Source organism: Pseudomonas sp. MYb327 (assembly GCF_040438925.1).
Lineage (GTDB): Bacteria > Pseudomonadota > Gammaproteobacteria > Pseudomonadales > Pseudomonadaceae > Aquipseudomonas.
Genome location: NZ_CP159258.1, coordinates 3,135,587 through 3,155,569, shown reverse-complemented (window position 1 = coordinate 3,155,569; position 19,983 = coordinate 3,135,587). Strand labels below are relative to the sequence as shown.

At 57.8% G+C, this 19,983-nt stretch carries 23 protein-coding genes; 10 read left to right on the top strand and 13 right to left on the bottom strand.

Features of this window, described 5'->3' with window-relative positions:
• Positions 1 to 6: 6 nt before the first annotated feature.
• Both lolD and ABVN21_RS14220 read left to right on the top strand, forming a co-directional pair.
• Entirely contained in the window at positions 7 to 690 is a 684-nt protein-coding gene (gene lolD / locus ABVN21_RS14225; protein ID WP_173677889.1) for a lipoprotein-releasing ABC transporter ATP-binding protein LolD, read from the top strand.
• A 63-nt stretch (positions 691 to 753) separates the two neighbouring features.
• Positions 754 to 1,998 (top strand): lipoprotein-releasing ABC transporter permease subunit, encoded by a 1,245-nt coding sequence (locus ABVN21_RS14220; RefSeq protein WP_339553214.1) that lies wholly within the window; start codon positions 754 to 756, stop codon positions 1,996 to 1,998.
• 122 nt (positions 1,999 to 2,120) lie between these two features.
• On the opposite strand, the gene ABVN21_RS14215 is transcribed toward ABVN21_RS14220, so the two are convergent.
• On the bottom strand, positions 2,121 to 3,470 hold the full coding sequence (locus tag ABVN21_RS14215; RefSeq protein WP_339553215.1) for a heavy metal sensor histidine kinase: 1,350 nt from the start codon (positions 3,468 to 3,470) through the stop codon (positions 2,121 to 2,123).
• Positions 3,470 to 4,150, bottom strand: coding sequence for a heavy metal response regulator transcription factor (locus ABVN21_RS14210; RefSeq protein WP_339553216.1), 681 nt, complete (start codon positions 4,148 to 4,150; stop codon positions 3,470 to 3,472). Before ABVN21_RS14210 ends, ABVN21_RS14215 begins: the two co-directional genes overlap by 1 nt.
• A gap of 155 nt (positions 4,151 to 4,305) precedes the next feature.
• Here ABVN21_RS14210 and ABVN21_RS14205 point away from each other — a divergent pair, with 155 nt between their 5' ends.
• Both ABVN21_RS14205 and queF read left to right on the top strand, forming a co-directional pair.
• Positions 4,306 to 4,842: a cupredoxin family protein gene (locus tag ABVN21_RS14205; RefSeq protein WP_339553217.1), complete on the top strand. Its 537-nt coding sequence runs from the start codon at positions 4,306 to 4,308 to the stop codon at positions 4,840 to 4,842.
• Positions 4,843 to 4,903: 61 nt separating this feature from the next.
• Positions 4,904 to 5,734, top strand: a complete 831-nt coding sequence (gene queF / locus ABVN21_RS14200) for an NADPH-dependent 7-cyano-7-deazaguanine reductase QueF (RefSeq protein WP_339553218.1) — start codon at positions 4,904 to 4,906, stop codon at positions 5,732 to 5,734.
• A 171-nt stretch (positions 5,735 to 5,905) separates the two neighbouring features.
• Here the strand turns inward: queF and ABVN21_RS14195 are convergent, their stop codons facing one another.
• A complete protein-coding gene (locus ABVN21_RS14195) occupies positions 5,906 to 6,169 on the bottom strand; it encodes a DUF4404 family protein (RefSeq protein WP_339553219.1) in 264 nt (87 codons plus the stop codon).
• A 108-nt stretch (positions 6,170 to 6,277) separates the two neighbouring features.
• Positions 6,278 to 6,898, bottom strand: coding sequence for an HAD family phosphatase (locus ABVN21_RS14190; RefSeq protein WP_339553220.1), 621 nt, complete (start codon positions 6,896 to 6,898; stop codon positions 6,278 to 6,280).
• 200 nt (positions 6,899 to 7,098) lie between these two features.
• Between ABVN21_RS14190 and ABVN21_RS14185 the strand changes: the two genes are divergently transcribed.
• Entirely contained in the window at positions 7,099 to 7,788 is a 690-nt protein-coding gene (locus ABVN21_RS14185) for a VacJ family lipoprotein (protein ID WP_339553221.1), read from the top strand.
• Positions 7,789 to 7,848: 60 nt separating this feature from the next.
• Here the strand turns inward: ABVN21_RS14185 and ABVN21_RS14180 are convergent, their stop codons facing one another.
• The gene (locus ABVN21_RS14180; RefSeq protein ID WP_339553222.1) at positions 7,849 to 8,148 is read right to left on the bottom strand and encodes a PilZ domain-containing protein; all 300 of its coding nucleotides are present in this window, start codon (positions 8,146 to 8,148) and stop codon (positions 7,849 to 7,851) included.
• 276 nt (positions 8,149 to 8,424) lie between these two features.
• On the opposite strand from ABVN21_RS14180, the gene rssB reads away from it, so the two are divergent.
• Both rssB and rssC read left to right on the top strand, forming a co-directional pair.
• Positions 8,425 to 9,606 carry a two-component system response regulator RssB gene (gene rssB, locus ABVN21_RS14175; RefSeq protein WP_339553312.1) on the top strand — a complete coding sequence of 394 codons (1,182 nt, stop codon included), beginning with the start codon at positions 8,425 to 8,427 and terminating at the stop codon, positions 9,604 to 9,606.
• Positions 9,606 to 10,088: an anti-sigma factor antagonist RssC gene (gene rssC, locus ABVN21_RS14170; RefSeq protein ID WP_339553223.1), complete on the top strand. Its 483-nt coding sequence runs from the start codon at positions 9,606 to 9,608 to the stop codon at positions 10,086 to 10,088. Before rssB ends, rssC begins: the two co-directional genes overlap by 1 nt.
• Positions 10,089 to 10,303: 215 nt before the next feature.
• Here rssC and tal read toward each other — a convergent pair whose 3' ends face one another.
• From tal to ABVN21_RS14145, 5 genes are all read right to left on the bottom strand, one after another.
• Positions 10,304 to 11,230 carry a transaldolase gene (gene tal / locus ABVN21_RS14165; protein ID WP_223503161.1) on the bottom strand — a complete coding sequence of 309 codons (927 nt, stop codon included), beginning with the start codon at positions 11,228 to 11,230 and terminating at the stop codon, positions 10,304 to 10,306.
• 178 nt (positions 11,231 to 11,408) lie between these two features.
• Positions 11,409 to 12,395 carry a tRNA dihydrouridine(20/20a) synthase DusA gene (gene dusA, locus ABVN21_RS14160; RefSeq protein WP_339553224.1) on the bottom strand — a complete coding sequence of 329 codons (987 nt, stop codon included), beginning with the start codon at positions 12,393 to 12,395 and terminating at the stop codon, positions 11,409 to 11,411.
• A 116-nt stretch (positions 12,396 to 12,511) separates the two neighbouring features.
• Entirely contained in the window at positions 12,512 to 12,796 is a 285-nt protein-coding gene (locus ABVN21_RS14155) for a type II toxin-antitoxin system RelE/ParE family toxin (RefSeq protein ID WP_339553225.1), read from the bottom strand.
• Positions 12,786 to 13,028, bottom strand: a complete 243-nt coding sequence (locus ABVN21_RS14150) for a CopG family transcriptional regulator (RefSeq protein WP_339553226.1) — start codon at positions 13,026 to 13,028, stop codon at positions 12,786 to 12,788. The genes ABVN21_RS14155 and ABVN21_RS14150 overlap by 11 nt, the downstream gene beginning before the upstream one ends.
• Before the next feature lie 152 nt (positions 13,029 to 13,180).
• On the bottom strand, positions 13,181 to 13,450 hold the full coding sequence (locus tag ABVN21_RS14145; protein ID WP_034147866.1) for a hypothetical protein: 270 nt from the start codon (positions 13,448 to 13,450) through the stop codon (positions 13,181 to 13,183).
• A 461-nt stretch (positions 13,451 to 13,911) separates the two neighbouring features.
• Between ABVN21_RS14145 and ABVN21_RS14140 the strand changes: the two genes are divergently transcribed.
• A complete protein-coding gene (locus ABVN21_RS14140) occupies positions 13,912 to 14,133 on the top strand; it encodes a hypothetical protein (RefSeq protein ID WP_339553227.1) in 222 nt (73 codons plus the stop codon).
• A gap of 64 nt (positions 14,134 to 14,197) precedes the next feature.
• Here ABVN21_RS14140 and ABVN21_RS14135 read toward each other — a convergent pair whose 3' ends face one another.
• Entirely contained in the window at positions 14,198 to 14,989 is a 792-nt protein-coding gene (locus ABVN21_RS14135) for a transporter substrate-binding domain-containing protein (protein WP_339553228.1), read from the bottom strand.
• 73 nt (positions 14,990 to 15,062) lie between these two features.
• Positions 15,063 to 15,767 carry a murein L,D-transpeptidase catalytic domain family protein gene (locus ABVN21_RS14130; RefSeq protein ID WP_339553229.1) on the bottom strand — a complete coding sequence of 235 codons (705 nt, stop codon included), beginning with the start codon at positions 15,765 to 15,767 and terminating at the stop codon, positions 15,063 to 15,065.
• Positions 15,768 to 15,850: 83 nt separating this feature from the next.
• Here ABVN21_RS14130 and ABVN21_RS14125 point away from each other — a divergent pair, with 83 nt between their 5' ends.
• On the top strand, positions 15,851 to 17,608 hold the full coding sequence (locus tag ABVN21_RS14125) for a L,D-transpeptidase family protein (RefSeq protein ID WP_339553230.1): 1,758 nt from the start codon (positions 15,851 to 15,853) through the stop codon (positions 17,606 to 17,608).
• 62 nt (positions 17,609 to 17,670) lie between these two features.
• Here the strand turns inward: ABVN21_RS14125 and ABVN21_RS14120 are convergent, their stop codons facing one another.
• Positions 17,671 to 18,135: a hypothetical protein gene (locus ABVN21_RS14120; RefSeq protein ID WP_339553231.1), complete on the bottom strand. Its 465-nt coding sequence runs from the start codon at positions 18,133 to 18,135 to the stop codon at positions 17,671 to 17,673.
• Positions 18,136 to 18,386: 251 nt separating this feature from the next.
• Here ABVN21_RS14120 and ABVN21_RS14115 point away from each other — a divergent pair, with 251 nt between their 5' ends.
• Complete coding sequence (locus tag ABVN21_RS14115; RefSeq protein ID WP_339553232.1) at positions 18,387 to 19,958, top strand: diguanylate cyclase; 1,572 nt, start codon at positions 18,387 to 18,389, stop codon at positions 19,956 to 19,958.
• The last annotated feature ends 25 nt before the right edge of the window (positions 19,959 to 19,983 follow it).

Genomic DNA, 19,983 nt, shown 5'->3' with positions numbered 1-19,983 from the left:
TCGGGCATGAGTGATAAAGCAATCTTGAGCTGCCGCAGCCTGGGCAAGTCCTACGAGGAAGGCCCGGAGTCGGTTGAGGTGTTGGCCGGTCTGCAACTGGAGTTACACCCCGGTGAACGTGTGGCGATTGTCGGCAAGTCGGGCTCGGGCAAGAGCACCTTGCTCAACCTGCTGGGCGGCCTCGATACGCCGACCAAGGGCAGCGTCTGGCTCGACGGCGAAGAGCTGTCGGCGCTGAGTGAAAAGAAACGCGGGCTGCTGCGTAACCGTGCCCTCGGTTTCGTGTACCAGTTCCACCACTTGCTGCCGGAATTCACCGCCCTGGAAAACGTCTGCATGCCGCTACTGATCGGCAAGACCGCGATCCCCGAAGCGCGTCAGCGTGCCACGGCGTTGCTGGAGCGGGTAGGGCTGGGTCATCGCCTGGAACACAAACCGGCCGAATTGTCCGGTGGTGAGCGTCAGCGTGTGGCCATCGCCCGCGCCCTGGTGAACAATCCGGGCCTGGTGATGCTCGACGAACCGACCGGCAACCTCGATTCCCACACCGCCCAGGGGATCCAGGACTTGATGCTGGAACTCAGCACCTCGATGCGCACGGCGTTCCTGGTGGTGACCCACGACATGAACCTGGCCCGCCAGATGGATCGCGTCCTGCACCTGCAGGAAGGTTGCCTCACTCCTATCTGATTGGCTGAAACCCGATGCCTGAAAAGGCGCCGGGTCATTTATTTCCATACGGTGCCCCAGCGAATGTTCAGACCGTTATCGATCTTTATTGGCACGCGCTATACCCGCGCCAAGCGCCGCAATCGCTTTGTTTCCTTCATCTCGATGACCTCGATGATCGGCCTCGCCCTCGGCGTGCTGGCAATGATCGTGGTGCTGTCGGTGATGAATGGCTTCCAGCGCGAAATGAGCTCGCGGATCCTCGGCATGGTGCCTCACGCGACCATCGTCGGCGTTAATCCGATCAGCGACTGGCAGCCGGTAGCGGCGGCCGCGATGAAAAACCCGGAAGTGACGGCGGCCGTACCGTTCACCGAAATGGAAGGCATGCTCTCCTATAAAGGCACGATGCAGCCGATCCAGGTCAGCGGCGTTGATCCGGCGCTGGAAGGCCAGGTGTCGATCGTCGCCAAGCATATCGTCCAGGGGCGTCTTGATGCCTTGAAACCGGGCGAGTTTGGTGTGGTGATCGGCGAGATCACCGCGCGGCGCTTCCGCTTGAATGTCGGCGACAAGATCACCTTGATCGTGCCGGAAGTGAGCACAGCGCCGGGCGGGATTACCCCGCGCATGCAACGCCTGAATGTGGTTGGCGTGTTCAAGGTCGGCGCCGAGCTGGACGGCTCTATGGCGCTGATCCACGTCGCCGACGCCGCGCAGATGCAGCACTGGGAGCCGAATCAGGTGCAGAGCGTGCGCCTGGCGGTGAAGGATTTGTATGCTGCTCCGCAAGTGTCGAACGACATCGCCAGCGGCCTCGGTGCCGCCTACAAGGCTGATGACTGGACCCACACCCAGGGCAGCCTGTTCAGCGCAATGAAGATGGAAAAAACCATGATCGGCCTGCTGTTGCTGATGATCGTCGCGGTGGCGGCGTTCAACATCATCGCGACCCTGATCATGGTGGTGAACGACAAGGGCGCGGATATCGCGATCCTGCGCACCATCGGTGCCACGCCACGGCAAATCATGGCGATTTTCATGGTGCAGGGCACGGTGATCGGGATTGTCGGCACCTTGATCGGGGGCATTCTCGGTGTGATTGCAGCGCTGAATGTCAGCCAGATTGTCGGCTGGATCGAGCGGGTCAGCGGCCAGCACATCTTCAGTTCCGACGTGTATTTCGTCAGCAATCTGCCGTCTGAATTGCAGGGTGCGGATGTGGCGTTGATTTGTTCGGCGGGGTTTGTGTTGAGCTTCCTGGCCACGGTTTACCCGGCTTGGCGGGCGGCGAAGATCGAGCCGGCTCATGCGCTGAGATACTCGTAACCTTTAGACCGCTTTCGCTGGCAAGCCAGCTCCTACAGGTTTTTTGGCGTTCACATAACACGTGTACCACGCAGATCCCTGTAGGAGCTGGCTTGCCAGCGATGAGGCCGGACCTGCCGGACTCAACCACCTTTTGGCAACTCAATCACAAACCTGGTCCACCCATCCGCCGATTCGCAACGAATCTGCCCACCATGGGCACGGACAATCGACTGGGTAATGGCCAATCCCAACCCCGCATGCTCACTGCTCCCTTCATGTCGTGCCGGATCTGTTCGGTAGAAGCGATCGAACAGGCGCGGCAACAAATCTTCGGAAATCCCGCCCCCGCTATTTTCAACCATCAGGCTCAGGCCTTTTGGCTGATCGACGATCCGCAGCCGAACCTCTCCATTGGCCGGCGTAAACCGCAACGCATTGTCCAGCAAGTTGGAAAGTGCCCGGCGCAACATGCTGCGGTCGCCCTCGATCCGTGCATTTCCGTCGCGGCTCAGCGTGACTTGAGCGTCTTCGGCCAACGGCGCAAAAAACTCCAGCAATACATCCGCTTCTTCTGCCAGTTCCAGCGATTCGCGTTTGGGCACTAACAAACCGTGGTCAGCTTTGGCCAGGTACAACATGTCGTTGACCAATTGCGCCATCCATTGCAGTTCTTCGAGGTTGCTGTGCAACGCCTCGCGATAATCCTCGATGGGGCGCGGGCGGGTGAGGGTGACCTGGGTGTGGGTCAGCAGGTTCGACAGCGGTGTACGCAGTTCATGAGCAATGTCGGCGGAGAACGCCGAGAGCCGCTGAAAGGAGTCGTCGAGGCGTCCGAGCATGGCGTTGAAGTTGTGGGCCATTTCCGCAAGTTCCGGCGGCATGTCCGCTTCCGGTAAACGTGCATCGAGTGATTGCGCCGAGACGCCGCTGGCAACCGCACTCATGCGCCGCAACGGCCGCAACCCGCTGCGCGCCGCCCAGGCGCCGAGCAGGGCGGTGGCCAAGGCTGATAGGCCGACCGTCAGCCAGATCAAGTGCTGCATGCGTTGCAGAAAGTGCTGGTGATGGGTGATGTCCAGCAGCAGGGTCAATCGGGGGGAGTCAGGCTTGTCGAAAAACAGGGGCGCATTCAGGATGCGATAGTCGGTGCCATTGCTGTTGAGGGTCGAAAGGCCAGGCAGCTGTGGAAGTTCATCGGGCAAGTTCGCCGAACTGTCGTACCAGCGCCGGCCGTCGCGGCCAGTGATCCGCAAGGACAGATCCGCTTGCCTGCTCAACTCATCGGCCAGTTTGACTTCGCTTTCGCTCGATTGAATGTCGTGCAGCGCGCGACGCAAGCCAATCAACTTGCCGTCCAGCAGTTGTTGATCGAGCTCGATGAAGTGCGCCTCGCTGGCGCGACTGAACAGCACTCCGGCGAACAACGACACCACTGCGGTACAAGCAGCAAACAGCAACGCCAGACGAGTGCTTAACGAAAGGTGTCGCATCAGGCAGGACGCTCTTCGAGGACGTAACCCATACCGCGCACCGTATGAATTAGCTTGTTGGGGAATTCATCGTCGATCTTCAGGCGCAAACGGCGGATCGCCACTTCGATGACGTTGGTGTCGCTGTCGAAATTCATGTCCCAGACCTGGGAGGCGATCAGCGATTTCGGGAGCACTTCGCCCTGGCGACGCAGGAGCATTTCCAGCAAGGCGAACTCCTTGGCCGTCAGATCGATGCGCTGTCCGCCGCGCTCCACCCGGCGGCGGATCAGGTCCAGGCGCAGGTCGGCCAGTTGCAGGCTGGTTTCCTGAGGCGTGGAGCTGCCACGACGCAACAGGCTGCGAACCCGGGCCAGCAGCTCGGAGAAGGCGAATGGCTTGACCAGATAGTCGTCGGCACCCAGTTCCAGGCCATGAACCCTGTCCTCCACGGCGTCTTTTGCGGTAAGAAATAGTACCGGCGTATCCAGGCCAGCACTGCGCACTGCTTGCAGAATCTGCCAGCCATCGCGGCCGGGCAGCATCACATCGAGAATCAACAACGCGTATTCGCCGCTCAAGGCCAGGTGTTGGCCGGTGCTGCCATCGGCCACCAGTTCAGTGTTGAAACCGGCCTCGGTCAAGCCCTGGCGCAGGTAGTGGCCGGTTTTCGGTTGGTCTTCGACGATTAGCAGTTTCATGGGCAACTCGGGAAAAATGGAACGACAGCTTTATACCGTGGGCGGCGAGGGTACAGGCCAACCTGACAAAGTTGTAATCTGCCTGTCAGGTTACGGGCAGTGGCGGCAGTCTAGAGTTTTCCACAGGCTGAACCTTATCTTGTTGGAGTACGACCATGTTTTTGCGCAAATCCGTGGCATTGGCTGCTTGTCTATTGGCGCTGAGTTCGCCGACGTGGGCGGCGCCGGGGCACACCTACGATTTCGGTCAACCGGCACCGGCGGCCAAGGCGACTCGTAGCGTCGAGGTAGTGATGGGGGACATGTCGTTCACTCCCAAGGCTATTGATATCAAGGCCGGTGAGACCATTCGTTTTGTGCTGGTGAATAAAGGCCAGTTGCTGCATGAATTCAACCTTGGTGACGCAGCGATGCATGCCAAGCATCAGCAGGAAATGTTGCAGATGCAGCAAAGCGGCATGCTGACGCCTACGGGCGTGAAGGAAATGGACCACAGCTCCATGGCCGGTATGGATCACGGATCCATGGCTCATGGCATGAAACACGACGACCCCAACAGCGTATTGGTGGAGCCGGGTAAAACCGCCGAGTTGACCTGGACCTTCAGCAAGGCTACCAACCTCGAATTTGCTTGCAACATCCCCGGACATTATCAGGCGGGCATGGTCGGCAAATTGACTGTCAGTCAGTAAGCACTCAAAGGCGGGAGCAAAGGCTGATAGAATCCGCTGATTCTTCAGTCAGGTTTCCGCCATGCATCCCGCAGCCGAACACTCGCCGCTGGGCAAATCCAGCGAATACATCGCCACTTACACGCCGTCCCTGCTGTTCCCGATCCCGCGTACCGCGAAGTGGGCCGAGCTGGGCCTGACGGCTGAAACCCTGCCTTACAAAGGCGTGGACTTCTGGAACTGCTTCGAACTGTCGTGGCTGTTGCCGTCGGGCAAACCGGTGGTGGCGATCGGCGAATTCAGCATTCCGGCGGATTCGCCGAACATCATCGAATCCAAGTCGTTCAAGCTGTACCTCAATTCCCTGAACCAGACGCCGTTTGCCGACACCGCAAGCCTCGAAGCGACGCTGGTGAAAGACTTGTCGGCCGCTGCTGGCAAACCGGTCGGCGTGCGTATCCGCAGCCTGAAGGACGTAGAAACCGAAGGCGTGGTGGCATTACCGGGCGAGTGCATCGATGAGCTGGATATCAGCGTCAGCAACTACGAGCATCCGCGTCCGGAACTGCTGCGTTGCGATGATTCGCGCATTGTCGAAGAGAGCGTGCACAGCCATTTGCTCAAATCCAATTGCCCGGTGACCAGCCAGCCAGACTGGGGCAGCGTAGCGGTGGAATACCGTGGTGCAGCGCTGGATCATGCGAGTTTGCTGGAATACATCGTCAGCTTCCGACAGCATTCGGATTTCCATGAACAATGCGTGGAGCGGATCTTCCTTGATTTGCAGCGGTTGCTGAAGCCGGAGAAACTGACGGTTTATGCGCGTTATGTGCGACGTGGCGGATTGGATATCAATCCGTATCGCAGTACTGAAGAAGTGCAGTTGCCGAATCATCGTCTGGTTCGACAGTAATGGTCCAGTGTGGGTGCGAGCCTGCTCGCGATGGCGGTATGTCAATCGGCATCGGCTTTGAATGAGCCGGCCACATCGCGCGCAGGCTCGCTCCCACAGGGTTTGGATTTCGGGCCTGACTAAATAGAAAGCCCCGCTATTACTCGCGGGGCTTTTTGGTATTCGGCGGGTTCAGATGCCCATGCTGTGCAGGGCTTGGCCGATTTGACGCAGGGTGCCGGCGAGGGTCGGATGTTCGAGTTCGAAGCGTTCGACGGCCAGATTGACGTTATCGGCGAGGTTGACGTCCTGGGTCTTGGTTTCGAGCTCAAGCTCAAGTTCGATCTGTTGCATCAGTTTGTGCAGGTCTTCGCGCTCGACTTCAGTCAGCGGAGGATTCTTATCCAATTGCTCGCGCAGGGCATTGAGCTGTTCTTGCAGTTCGCGGGCAGGCATGGCGTTCTTCCTTTTATCGATAGGCACTGGCATAGACCGCGACGGCGCGCCAAAGATCTATGGCTTACCTAAGATTAATCCACTCCTGAGTAACCTGCATGATCTCGATCACGGCTTTTCGCCTTTGAGTCGACGCAGTCTGATATCGGCTAGACAATTGTCGAGATCGCCGAGGTGATCAATTACAGAATGCACGCCCAGACCGAACAGTTTCATCGTTGCCTTGCCGCGTTTGATGTCACGTTCTTGCTGGGACAACGCCTGCCACTGCGTGGGCGACAGGCCGCAGAGCGAACCGCAGGACGCCAATCCGATCGTCCACAACCCGGCGTTGAGCCCTGATTGCAGCAGGAGCGGTTCACCACTGACCAGCACGCAACCATCCAGGCGTTCGACATTCAGCGCCATCAACGCTTGCCAGCAAGCATTCGGTGCGGGCCACGGATTGATTGTTGCAGGATATTGCGACGGTTTGATCCAGTCCGGCAGCACTTTAGCCAGGGATTGGCTGAGGTCCGCCGGAAGATCATCGAGCCAGGCGCAGGGGATTTGTTGGCGCTGCAAGCTGTGCAGGGTATCGAGGGCGCCGGGGGTAGCCTCGGCGTGGTCGGTCGACTGGCCGCCCTGCAAGCGCGAATGCGCACCGAAATCTACCAGGCAACCACTGAGACCGAACAGCACGGCAGTCAGGTTTGGCGCGGTTTGAGGCAAGGTTTCGGCGTGCGGCATGTCAACGTCCTTGAAATAGCCTCAAGGCTAGAGGGGTAGGGTGACAGTTAAGTGACACTGTTGTGAATCGCTTACATTCAACGAGAATCAACGGCAGGGGATCAGGGGCAATGCTGCCTAAAGCGGTATTTCCGTCTTATACTAGCGGTCTTTGCGTCGGCCCAAGCGTTCGACGACGGTACATTCCAAGGAGTTTTTTTATGCGCTGGAGCAATCATCTAGCTAGGTTTTGTGTATGCGCCAGCGTACTGCTGGTTCCGTTCGCTGCTCAGGCGGCGTCGGAAGATGATCCTTGGGAAAGCGTCAATCGTCCTATCTACAAGTTCAACGACGTCGTTGATACCTATGCACTGAAGCCTTTGGCCCAGGGTTATCAGTTTGTGACGCCGCAGTTTCTTGAAGACGGTATCCACAACATGTTCCGCAACGTTGGCGACGTGACCAACCTCGCCAACAATCTATTGCAGGCCAAACCCGCCGCGGCAGGTGTCGACACCGCGCGTTTGATCTTCAACACCACGTTCGGCCTGCTGGGCTTCTTCGATGTGGGCACCCAAATGGGCCTGCATCGCAACGATGAAGACTTCGGCCAGACCCTCGGTTACTGGGGTGTCGGCAGCGGACCGTACGTGATGCTGCCACTGCTCGGCCCAAGCACCCTGCGTGATGCGCCTTCCAAACTGGTCGATAGCTACACCGGCCCTTATCGGTACATCAACGATGTGCCGGTGCGTAACTCGATCTTCGGCCTGAACATTGTCGATACCCGCGCAAATCTGCTGTCTTCCGAGAAGCTGATCACCGGCGACAAGTACATCTTTATTCGCAACGCTTACCTGCAGAACCGTGAGTTCAAGGTAAAAGACGGTCAGGTCGAAGACGATTTTTAAATCCTGACCGGTTAAACGAAAAAAGCGGCCATTGAGCCGCTTTTTTCGTTTCAGGCAGGGTTAATTCATCTTCAAGATTGTAAGGCCGAGTTTCTGACTTCCACCGGTTTGTTCGTTCACCCACACCACTTCGGTGTCGGCTTCGAGCCCCTTTAGCGCGACGTGCTCGGATTCGATACGCACGCTGAGTCGGTCACCAATCTGGAACGAACGCGGCGCCTGAAGCTGCATGCCGCTGCTGGAAAGGTCGATGCAGACGGCTGCGACCTCATCGCCTTGATGAATCAGCGACACATCGGCGTCGACTCGCATGCGGATGAAATCGCGCTTTTCACTGTAGTCCCGATCGGTTTGGCTCATGGGTTTGATCCTTCCATTGGGTTACGGTTTTGTTTGTTCTTATAACTCCCGGTGCTTTGACAAGTGTAGACGTCAAGCGACCATCGGCGTGAGCTTGAAACGCCTCGCGGATGGGAGTACCGTCTGCGCCTTAGAAGGGCACCTCTGGTGTACATGTGTGTAGGGCAAATGCCCGAAAGCGGTGCGACAGAGAGGCTAGAAAGCGAATCCAGTAGTGTGAGCCGGGCCATAAACCCGAGCCGCTACGCCAACCTAATTCTGGCGCCGTTTGCCCACATGCCAAAAACCAGTGCCACGCTGCTGATAATCGATGATGACGAAGTAGTGCGCGCGAGCCTCGCCGCCTATTTGGAAGACAGTGGTTTCAGCGTCTTGCAGGCCAGCAATGGTCAGCAGGGTCTTCAGGTATTCGAGCAAGAAAAGCCCGACTTGGTCATCTGCGATCTGCGCATGCCGCAGATGGGCGGACTCGAACTCATCCGCCAGGTCACCGAGCGGTCGCCGCAGACGCCGGTAATCGTGGTGTCGGGTGCCGGCGTGATGAACGACGCGGTCGAGGCGCTGCGCCTGGGCGCGGCAGACTACCTGATCAAGCCTCTAGAAGATCTGGCGGTGCTCGAGCACTCTGTGCGTCGGGCCCTGGATCGTGCGCGCTTGCTGCTGGAGAACCAGCGCTACCGCGAAAAGCTGGAAAAGGCCAACCGCGAGCTCGCCGCCAGCCTGAACCTGCTCCAGGAAGACCAGAATGCCGGTCGCCAGGTCCAGATGAACATGTTGCCGGTCAGCCCCTGGACCATCGACGATTTCAAATTTGCCCACCAGATCATCCCGTCGCTGTACCTGTCGGGTGATTTCGTCGACTACTTCCGCGTCGACGAACGCCGGGTAGCGTTTTACCTGGCGGACGTTTCCGGGCATGGCGCTTCTTCAGCCTTCGTCACCGTTCTGCTGAAGTTCATGACCACGCGCTTGCTGTTCGAGTCCAAGCGCAGCGGTACATTGCCGGAATTCAAGCCTTCAGAGGTTCTTGGTCATATCAACCGGGGCCTGATCAGTTGTAAGCTGGGCAAACACGTCACAATGGTCGGTGGAGTCATCGACGAGGAGACAGGTTTGTTGACCTATAGCATCGGTGGTCATTTGCCGTTGCCAGTGTTGTACACACCCGACAGTGTTCGTTATCTGGAAGGGCGTGGCCTGCCGGTGGGCCTCTTCAACGAAGCGACCTACGAAGACCACGTGCTGGAGCTGCCGCCGACATTCAGCCTGACGCTGATGTCTGATGGCATTCTGGACCTCTTGCCAGAGCCCACACTCAAAGAAAAAGAAGCTGCGTTGCCCCAACGGGTCAAGGCAGCGGGCGGCAGCCTGGATGGTCTGCGGCAGGTTTTTGGATTGGCCACGCTAGGGGAGATGCCGGATGATATCGCCCTGTTGGTGTTGAGCAGGAATCTTTAATGAGTACCGGTAGAATCCAGTTCGCCGAGCAGGACGGCACCTTCGTCCTCAAGTTCGTCGGTGAAGTTCGCCTGACCCTGTGTTCGGCGTTGGATGCGACTATTGAGAAAATCTTCACCGCGATGAATTTCAACGCGATCGTGATTGATTTGACCGAAACCCGCAGCATCGACAGCACCACCCTTGGCCTGCTGGCCAAACTGTCGATCCTGTCGCGGCAAAAAGTCGGCCTGCTGCCGACCGTCGTCACCACCCACGAAGACATCACCCGTCTGCTGCAATCCATGGGCTTCGAGCAAGTGTTCAACATCGTTGACCAGCCGATCCCGTGCCCGGAATGCCTTGACGACTTGCCAGATCAGGATCAGTCCGAAGAAGTGGTGCGGATCAAGGTGCTTGAAGCGCACAAGATTCTCATGGGCCTCAACGACTCAAATCGTGAAGCGTTTCATGATCTTGTGAATGCGCTGGAGCGGCACTGATCCCTTGATCCGATGGTGCCTGTCCAGGTGCCATCGCCAGCAAGCCGGCTCCTACAGAGATTTGATGTTCGACGCAGACCCTTGCAGGAGCCGGCCTGCTGGCGATAGCGGCCATTCAGCCACCGAATAACCGCCGCGAAACCAACAAAGCCTGGCAGACACAAAAAAGGGCGAACCCACCAAGGTTCGCCCTTTTTGCATTACACCAACTCAGATCACAGCTTGGCTTGCAACAACGCCTCGAGCTTCTCCTGATCGCGAGCAAACTGACGAATCCCCTCAGCCAGTTTCTCGGTCGCCATGGCGTCTTCGTTCGACAACCAGCGGAACTGCGCTTCGTTCAAGCTCAAACGCGCTTCACCGGCATGACCTGGCGCCAGTTTACGTTCCAGCTTGCCAGTATCAGCGGCCAGCTTGTCGATCAGATCCGGGCTGATGGTCAGGCGGTCGCAACCGGCCAAGTGCTCGATCTGGCTCAAGTTGCGGAAGCTCGCGCCCATTACCACGGTCTTGTAGTCATTGGCCTTGTAGTAGTTGTAGATGCGCGTCACCGACTGCACGCCCGGATCATCCGCGCCGGTGTAGTCGTTGCCGTTGGCTTTCTTGTACCAGTCGTAGATACGGCCCACGAACGGCGAAATCAGGAACACTCCGGCGTCGGCACATGCGGCGGCCTGAGCGAAGGAGAACAGCAGGGTCAGGTTGGTCTGGATGCCTTCCTTTTCCAGGATTTCCGCAGCGCGGATGCCTTCCCAGGTGGAGGCGATCTTGATCAGCACGCGGTCGCGGCCAATGCCGGCTTTTTCGTACAGCTCGATCAGACGGTGCGCACGCTTCAATACGGCGTCAGTGTCGAACGACAGGCGCGCATCCACTTCGGTGGAAATACGGCCAGGAATCACTTTCAGAATTTCTTGCCCTACCGCGACGCCAAAACGGTCGCTCGCCAGACCTACATCGCCTTTGCAATCGCTGACGCAAGCGTTAAGCAACTCAGCGTAAGCAGGAATGGCTGCTGCCTTGAGCAGCAGGGAAGGGTTGGTGGTCGCGTCCACCGGTTTAACGCGAGCGATCGCTTCGAAGTCGCCAGTGTCGGCAACGACGGTGGTCATTTGCTTGAGTTGTTCCAGCTTGGAAGTCATGGGCGTGCTCTGTCCTGTGGGTCTGATGACATTACCCGAGCGCTGACAGCCACTCAAGGGTACGTATGTGTATCGATGGCCCTGGCGGCAACAACCTGAAAACGGCTGTTTGAAAGGCGGGGCTCGGTATCGGTAAATACGATGCCAAAACAGACCACAGGTTCAAAGCAACTGACCGTCAGCGCCCTTCAAGCAACTCCGCCGCCTGATCCAGCAACGCCAATGGCTCTTTGGCCTTATGGATATCCACCGACAACAACTGCCGAAACTTGCGTGCTCCCGGGAAACCGGTACCCAGCCCCAGCACATGCCGGGTGATGTGATGCATCGAACCGCCCGCCTCAATGTGCGCAGCAATGTAAGGCCGCAACTGCGCCAGCGCCTCAGCGCGAGTGATCACCGGCGCCGTGCTGCCGAACAACTGCTGATCCACTTCAGCCATCACATAAGGGTTGTGATACGCCTCGCGACCGAGCATCACACCGTCAAACGTCTGCAAATGCTCGTGACAGGCTTCCAGCGTCTTGATCCCGCCGTTAAGAATGATCTCCAGCTCCGGAAAATCCGCCTTCAACCGCGCCGCCACGTCATACCGCAGTGGCGGAATGTCGCGATTTTCCTTCGGCGACAATCCCTCCAGAATCGCAATTCGCGCATGCACGGTAAAACTGGTGCACCCGGCCTCGCGAACCGTGCCGACGAAATCACACAACTCCTCGTAACTGTCCCGCCCGTTGATGCCGATGCGATGCTTCACCGTCACCGGAATCGACACCGCGTCACGCATTGCCTTCACACAATCTGCCACCAACTGCGGATGCCCCATCAGGCACGCGCCGATCATGTTGTTCTGCACCCGGTCACTTGGGCAGCCGACGTTTAGATTCACCTCGTCGTAACCATGGTCCTGGGCCATGCGTGCGCAAGCGGCCAGGTCCAGCGGAACACTGCCGCCGAGTTGCAATGCGAGCGGATGCTCGGCTTCGTTGTGGCGCAGGAAGCGCTCGTGATCACCGTTGAGCAACGCGCCGGTGGTGACCATTTCGGTGTAGAGCAGGGCGTTCTTTGACAGCAGGCGCAGGAAGAAACGGCAATGTCTATCCGTCCAGTCCATCATAGGTGCGACGGAGAAGCGGCGGGAGAGCGAAGCAGTTGGTAATGGCATTGGGGAATCAGAATCAGGGAGGTGTAGGCGCGCAGTTTATCAGGGATGCGGTCGTGGCGTTGTAGATAGGTATGGCGTTCCGGTTCGGAGCGGCCGCGGTATTCTTTTGCGCTGACTCACCACTTGGAGCGTGGGCGTTGTCGGGTGTGAAACACGCCGAGAATCTGAAGGCGATCACCACGTACACGATAGGGGATCAGATAGGACCAGTTGGGCACCGCCCATTCGCGCGTATTTTTGACCCTGCCTTCGCGTCCCATGGCGGGGAATTGGGCCAATTTGTCTACGCTGGCGAAGATCGCATCGGAGAAGTCGTCAGCAGCTTTTGGATTTTCGAGGGCAATGTAATTGCCTTCGTCTTCCAGGTTTTTGAGAGCCTTTTCCAGCCACTCAACCCGCATTCCGGCTCCAGCGCCGGGCACGCATTGCGGCTACTTGTTCATCCGTGGCGAATTTGCCTTCGTCGGCTTCTTTCACGGCCAGTTCGATCTGCGCAGTCAGAGTCTTCTCGTGTTCGATGTAATCGCGAAGGACGTCCATCGCCAGATAGCTCGCAGTTTGGCCATTTGTCTTTGCCAGGTCGGCGAGAGAATTCGACAGGTCTTCCGGCAGGTTCAGAGATATACCGGTCATGGTGACCTCAATGGTGGATGTGGGTTGGAGCATCTTACACCGACAAGCGTCAGCCTGAATTAGCTGGTCGTCGCGAGGTGTATCACGAAGTAAATCTACATCGCAGTAAGGCTTACCGAAGGGGCGTCCGTAGAGGGCGCCCCTTTTTTGCGTCAGGACGGTTCAGCATCCATGCGTCGCGCTATGACATCCAGCACATCGCAGCCATCGCGCAGAGGGATGGAGCACAGCAATGCGAAGTCGCTGAGGATGACGGAGTCGGTGCTGATTTCGCCGCGCATGGCGAGGTTTTCGAGAACCTGCGTCACGGCGCTGATTCGGTAGCTGGCGCTGCTGAGCAGCGAGTGCAGGGGTTGTGTGGTGTTGACGTAAAAGGAGGGGAGATCGTCGGCGTTGCTGGTTAAAGCCATAAATTCTTTAATGAGTGATTCCTTGTATTGAGGTGAACTACCACTCAGTGTCGCCAAACAAGGGGTGGCAGCTGTACGCAGGTTGGCGAACCGGGACAAGGTAAACCGGCAGACCCGAGGGTCTCCCACGCACAGCCACCAAAAACAGGTAACCAAGTGCGTTCCGAAACACTCCGAGATAGCTGGGAGGTTCCTCTACTTTGTCATCGAGTCGCCAAACCCGATGCGCCATTTGGGCGCGTTCGGACTATAGGCCTCGTGACAAAAACGCAGCAACGGCGAAGTGTACGGACAATTCCTATCGTCGTGTAGGACCGTGCTGTTTTTGCACAAACACCTCGATCTTCAAAAAATACGCCACACCTGAACCAACGCTGTCACCCATCAAAGTTTCACGATCCCCGTTTCGCCAGCAGCCTAGGATGAACGCACAAGAACCTGCCACCGCGCACCCACCCACAGGAACTAAAACAATGACCTCAAACCTGATCAAAGTCTCGCTAATCGCTGGTGCTTTGCTGTTGAGCGCCTGTTCGGGTGTGAGTTCTCATAGCAAATACTCAGCGGAATCCGTGCCCTCAGCCGGATTTGGCCCGGGGCCAACCAACACCAACCCGAACAAGATGAATTTCCATGGCAGTGCGCTGGGCAACAGCTTCGGCGAATACAGCTCAGGGTTGCTGCACGACGATTGAGTTTGATCCCGCTCCTACAGCTTTGCGTTCGCAATTCGCAATTCGCAATTCGCAAGCGTGAACGTTATTTCGTCTCAGGCATTGCCACCCACTGCCCCAGAATCTTCTGGTAATTACCCGTCACCTTGGCCAGATGCAGCCACTGATCGACGTACAACTTCCAGGTCATGTCATCACGCGGCAGCAGATAAGCCTTTTCACCGTATTGCATATATTTCGTGGGGTTGACCGCGCACAGTCCCGGTTTGAGTTTCTGCTGGTACATCGCTTCCGAGGCGTCGGTGATCATCACGTCGGCCTTCTTATCAAGCAGTTCTTGAAAGATGGTCACGTTGTCGTGAAGGCTCAATTGCGCCTTGGGCAGGAAGGCGTGAACGAAAGCTTCGTTGGTGCCCCCAGCGGGTTCAACCAGGCGAACCGAAGGCTGGTTGATCTGCTCGACGGTTTGATACAACGCCTGATCTTCGCAGCGCACCAGCGGGATTTTGCCGTCGACGTCCAGCGTGGTGCTGAAGAAGGCTTTTTTCTGTCGTTCGAGGGTGACCGAAATTCCGCCCATGCCGATGTCGCATTTGCCCGCGAGCATGTCGGGCATCAGGGTTTTCCAGGTGGTGGGCACCCACTCGACCTTGACGCCCAGGCTGTCGGCCAGTGAGCGGGCCATGGCGATATCGATGCCCGAGTATTCGCCGTCTTCGGCCTTGGAGGTATAGGGTTTGTAGTCGCCCGTCGTGCAGACGCGCAGTTGGCCTTGTTGAATGACGCTATCCAGATGCGAGGGGACTTCCTGTGCCTGCGTGCCAAAAGATAGAGCGAACAGGCCACCGAGCAGCATTACGCTTGTGCTGTTTTTCATTGTTATCGGGCTTTTGTGATGGGGGGTTGAGAGGGAGTGTAGTGAAACAAGTTCTCAACCGTCATCACGCGCGTTACTGGCGTTTAGTAAGCTTTTCCGACGATGCCACCGTACCGCTCCCACAATTGATGTAGGAAGATGACTTCAGCCAGCGCTGATCCGGATAGTAGGAAAACAGCAATTGCCCGTCCTTCATCGAGTCAATCAGCCGATGGGCAATCGCCGGCCTGACTGCCGGACAACCCAGGCTACGGCCTATCCGGCCGTTGGCGCGGGCCAGCACAGGGCTGACGTACGGTGCGCCGTGAATGACGATTGCGCGATCAAACGCGTTATCGTTGAAGCCAGGTTCCAGGCCTTCCATGCGCAGCGAGTAGCCGTTCTGGCCGCGATAGCTTTCCTGGGTGCGGAAAAGACCGAGGCTGGTGGCGTAGCTTTCGTTCTGGTTGGAGAACTGGGTGGCCATGTTTTCGCCGCTGTTGCGGCCATGGGCGACGAGTTCCTGGAACAGCAATTTGCGCTTTTTAAGATCGAATACCCACAGGCGTTGTTCTGTGGAGGGCAGGGAGTAATCAATCACTGCTAATCTCTGTGCTGGGGCGGCGCCTTGGGCGCGGGTGCATTGTGTTGCGCGGACTGCCAGGGCGATGACCTTGGCATTTGCATTGGGAGCGGCTTTGGCCAGAGCGATTTCCAGCGAATCGGCGTAGGCTGATGGCAGATAAGCCGACGTCGACAGCAGGGCTGTGAACAGGAAGCCAAAGCGGTGTAGCGCCATAAATGTGTCTCATCAGGAATAATTCGAGTCTAGCAGCGAATGGAACGCTAGCCTTTTGATTTGCGGGAGATTAAGGATTATCTATGGGGCAATTAACAAGGTTATTCGTCATAAGCCGCGTTTTTTTAATGGTCTTTCTGATCAGCGGCACTGCGATGGGTGAAACGTCGCCGATCATGCCGCTATCTCCGCCAGTGAGCGAGCGCAGCGCTGCTCCCGATGATGTTGTCGGCCAGGCGATTCAGGTAGTGCTGGAACCCCTGCAATCGGCGTTTCCGCCGTTACTCACTTCGCGCAAGCATCAGCGGGTGGATGTGAGCCGAGTGGTCATGGATTTCTATTCGCACCGCAACTACCGCGCGGCCTGGACGGATGGGCGCGATGTCTCCCAGTTGCTAAAAAGCCTGAACGACACCCAGATCGACGGTCTGGTCCCAGAGGACTTCCGCATTGCCGAATTGGCCCAGGCGCAATTGGCGCTGCAAGCCACTGCGCCGACACCAGCACAATTGGCGGCATTCGATCTCGCGGCAACCCGCACCTATATCACCGCGTTGCTGCAGTTGCGGCGCGGTAAAGTCGATCCGTCACGTCTGGATTTCCATTGGAACTTCGACCCGGTCGGTGTTGATCCCCGTGAGGATGTGAACAACTTCTTCGCCGCCCTCGATACCCACGATGTTGCCAGTGCCTTTGCTCAAGCGCCGCCGCAAGAGACGGTTTATCGCAACATGCGTGATGGCCTGGCGCAGTTACGTCGGGTTCGGGACGCGGGTGGTTGGCCGAAAATCGCCGAAGGGCAATCGCTCAAGCCTGGAATGGACGGTGCAGCGGTCGCTCAGTTGCGCGCGCGTTTGGTGGCCGGCGGTTACCTGGCGCCGAGCATAAAGAAGCGGACCGATTACGATGCCAGCGTCAGCGCCGCCGTGAAAAAATATCAAACCGAACAATACCTGGGTGCGGATGGCGTAGCAGGGAAGACAACCCTGGAGGCACTCAATGTGCCCGTCGAGGCGCGGATCGATCAGGTCCGGGTGAACATGGAGCGTGCGCGCTGGTTGCTTTACAAACTGCAAGGCACTTTTGTCGTCGTTGACATTGCCGGGTATAAAGTTGCGCTGTACCGCGACGGTAAGCCGATCTGGCGATCTCGCGTGCAGGTTGGCAAGCCGTTTCGCAGCACGCCGGTGTTTCAGTCGGAAATTACCTATATCACCTTCAACCCTACCTGGACCGTGCCGCCGACGATTCTGGTCAAGGATATGCTGCCCAAGATTCAACAGAATCCGAATTACCTGGCCGCGAACCGGATCCGGGCGCTCGACCGACAAGGCAATGAGCTCGATCCGTCGACCATCGATTGGTACAACGCGCGCGGTATCACCTTGCGCCAGGACGCCGGACCGGAAAACTCCCTGGGGCAGGTAGTGATTCGCTTCCCCAACGACTATGCGATTTACCTGCACGACACACCGCACCGCGAGTTGTTCGCCAAATCCATGCGCGCCACCAGTTCCGGATGCATTCGGGTAGAGAACCCGTTGCAATTGGTCGAGTTGTTGTTCAACGACCCGGTGCGCTGGAACAGTGACGGCATCCAAAAGCAGCTGGCCAAGGGTAAAACCGAAAATATAAGCCTGCCCGTCAAGGTGCCGGTGCTGTTGGCGTACTGGACCGTGGACTTGAGCAATGAGGGGCGGGTGACGTTCAAACCGGATGTTTACGGCTATGACTCCCCGGTACTGCGCCAGCTTAATCTGCCGTCAAAACTGCCCGCACTGGACTTGCCGCGGGCAGAAACGGTGCTGATGGTGACGGGGCAAGGAAACAGTAGCCAGTGATTGAAAGATAACCCTGTGATGAGGGAGCAAGCTCCCTCGCCACAGGTTTAATGTCACCTTCCTTAAAGCTCCAACCCTTCCTGCACCACTGCAAGCAGGTTGTTTTCAGTCAATGCAACCGCATCCGCTTGCGGTGTGGGTTGCTCAATACCTTGCAGCCACCAATGCGTCGCTCCGTGTTCGTCCACTGTGCGCAACAGGGCGAGTTCGTTGCCTTTGGAATGAATCTCGATGCGCCCCTCGCCATCCGCCGTGAAGCGCGCGACGGGATCGAAGGTGATGCTGTGCTCGTTGCCGACGACGACTAACTGGTCGATGGCGTAGTCGTAAGTCTCGTCGTCGGTGCTTTCGAAAACATGAGTGGAATTGCGCCGCAGAGCCAGGCCTACCTGCGTCATGGGCAGCAACCAAGCCTCTATCTGCTGATAGAGGTCGTAAACTTGACCTGCCCAGCTATCAATCGCTTGATCCGAGCTGGTGTGCGGGGTGTGTTTCAGTTTCGCCGCGAGTTCGTCTGCCTTACTCATTTCGATTCTCTGTCTTGATGTAAGACTAATCGTAGCTCGTTGAAAGGGATGCGCCTTTTGCGCCGTGTCATGTCCACCACGCAAGCGTGACAAATCATTTCCCCCCGTGGGTGATTGTCACCGGGCCGAACCTTGCCGAGGCGGCTTGGCAAGTGGTCTCCATTTATCCCTGATAACCCCGTAGACTACGCGCACAAAAAATAAGGGCTTTTGGGCCGGTCCCCATGCGTTGCCCTTAAAGGACGATTTTCTTGCCCACACGCTTTCTTGATCGGCATCACACTCGCGGCGTCGCCTTCAAACGCGCACCGCTGCGCAAAGCTGCAGTGCTGTTTGTAGCCACGGTGTGCCTGTGCCTGTGCGGTTTGCTTTACCTGCAGTTGGAGCAATCCCGGCGCCACGACCTGAGTCAGGCCCAGGTTGCGTCGTCGAACCTGACGCGGGCCATGGCGCAGCAGGCTGAAGACACGTTCATGAAGGCCGACCTGGTGCTGACCAGTCTGGTGGACTGGATTCAAGTGGACGGTTTCGGTCCGGCGCTCAGGCCGCGCTTGCAGAAAATTTTCGCCCGACGCGTGCAGGCTCTGGAACAATTGCACGGCATCTTGCTGTTCGACCAGAAGGGCCAGTGGGTCGTCACTTCCTTTGAAAGTCTCCCTCGCGGACCCGGTGTGGCGGATCGCGAATACTTCAAATTCCATCAGCAAAACGTGACATCCGTGGCGCACATCGGTGCGGCGATTCGCAGCCGGGAAAACGGCGAGTGGATCATCCCGATTTCCAAGCGGATCAACGACAAGAACGGACAGTTCCAGGGCGTTTTGCTGGCCGGGATCAAGATGTCGTACTTCGACCAGTTCTTCAAAAGCTTCAGCATCGACGACAACGGCTCGATGTTCGTGGCATTGACCGATGGAACATTGCTGGCGCGCCGGCCCTTTGTGGAGTCGCAAATCGGCACCTCTTTAGCCCAGAGCGAAATCTTTCAAACACTCCTGCCGCAAGCACCTTCGGGGAACGCGATGCTCACCTCGGTGGTGGATGGCATTGTCCGCTTGTTCGGGTACCGGCAGTTGGAGGCTTACCCGCTGGTCGTGTCAGCGGCCTCGTCGAGGGATTCGATCCTCGCGGGCTGGTACGACACCGCGTTTCGCTCCGGCCTGATCGTCGCGCTGGTGATGTTGGGTGTGGCGCTGTTCGGGTGGGTGTTCCTGCGGCAGGTGCGTGTCGGCGAACGGGTCGAAGCGGATTTGCGCGAGGCCCAGGAAGCACTGGAGTTGATCGCGACGCACGACAGCCTGACCGGCCTGGCCAACCGACGATTGTTCGAGCGGGCGCTGGACATCGAGTTCGGGCGCGGCGCGCGGGAGAGCAGTGCGCTGAGCCTGATCATGCTCGATATCGATTACTTCAAGCGCTACAACGACACCTACGGTCATGTCGTGGGGGATCACTGCCTGGCGCAAGTGGCGCGGGCGGTCAAAGGTTGCTGCCACCGCAAGGCGGATCTGGCCGTGCGTTACGGCGGGGAAGAATTTGCGGTGTTGCTGCCCGACACCGATATCCACGGCGCCATGACCATCGCTGAACAAATCCGCCGCAGCGTCATGGACAAGAACATCAGCCATACCGGTTCACCCACCGGGTATGTCACGGTCAGCCTGGGTTGTTATTCGTTCGTGCCGACGGGGCGTGACAGCATGGAGGTGTTTATCCAGCGGGCGGACGCGGCGCTGTATCAGGCCAAGCATGCCGGTCGCAATCGCTCGGCGGTGCTGTCGATGGAAGGTAGCGTCGAGTCGCTCATGCGGTCTGATCGTTAAGTCGGATTCCAATCTGTTTCACGCT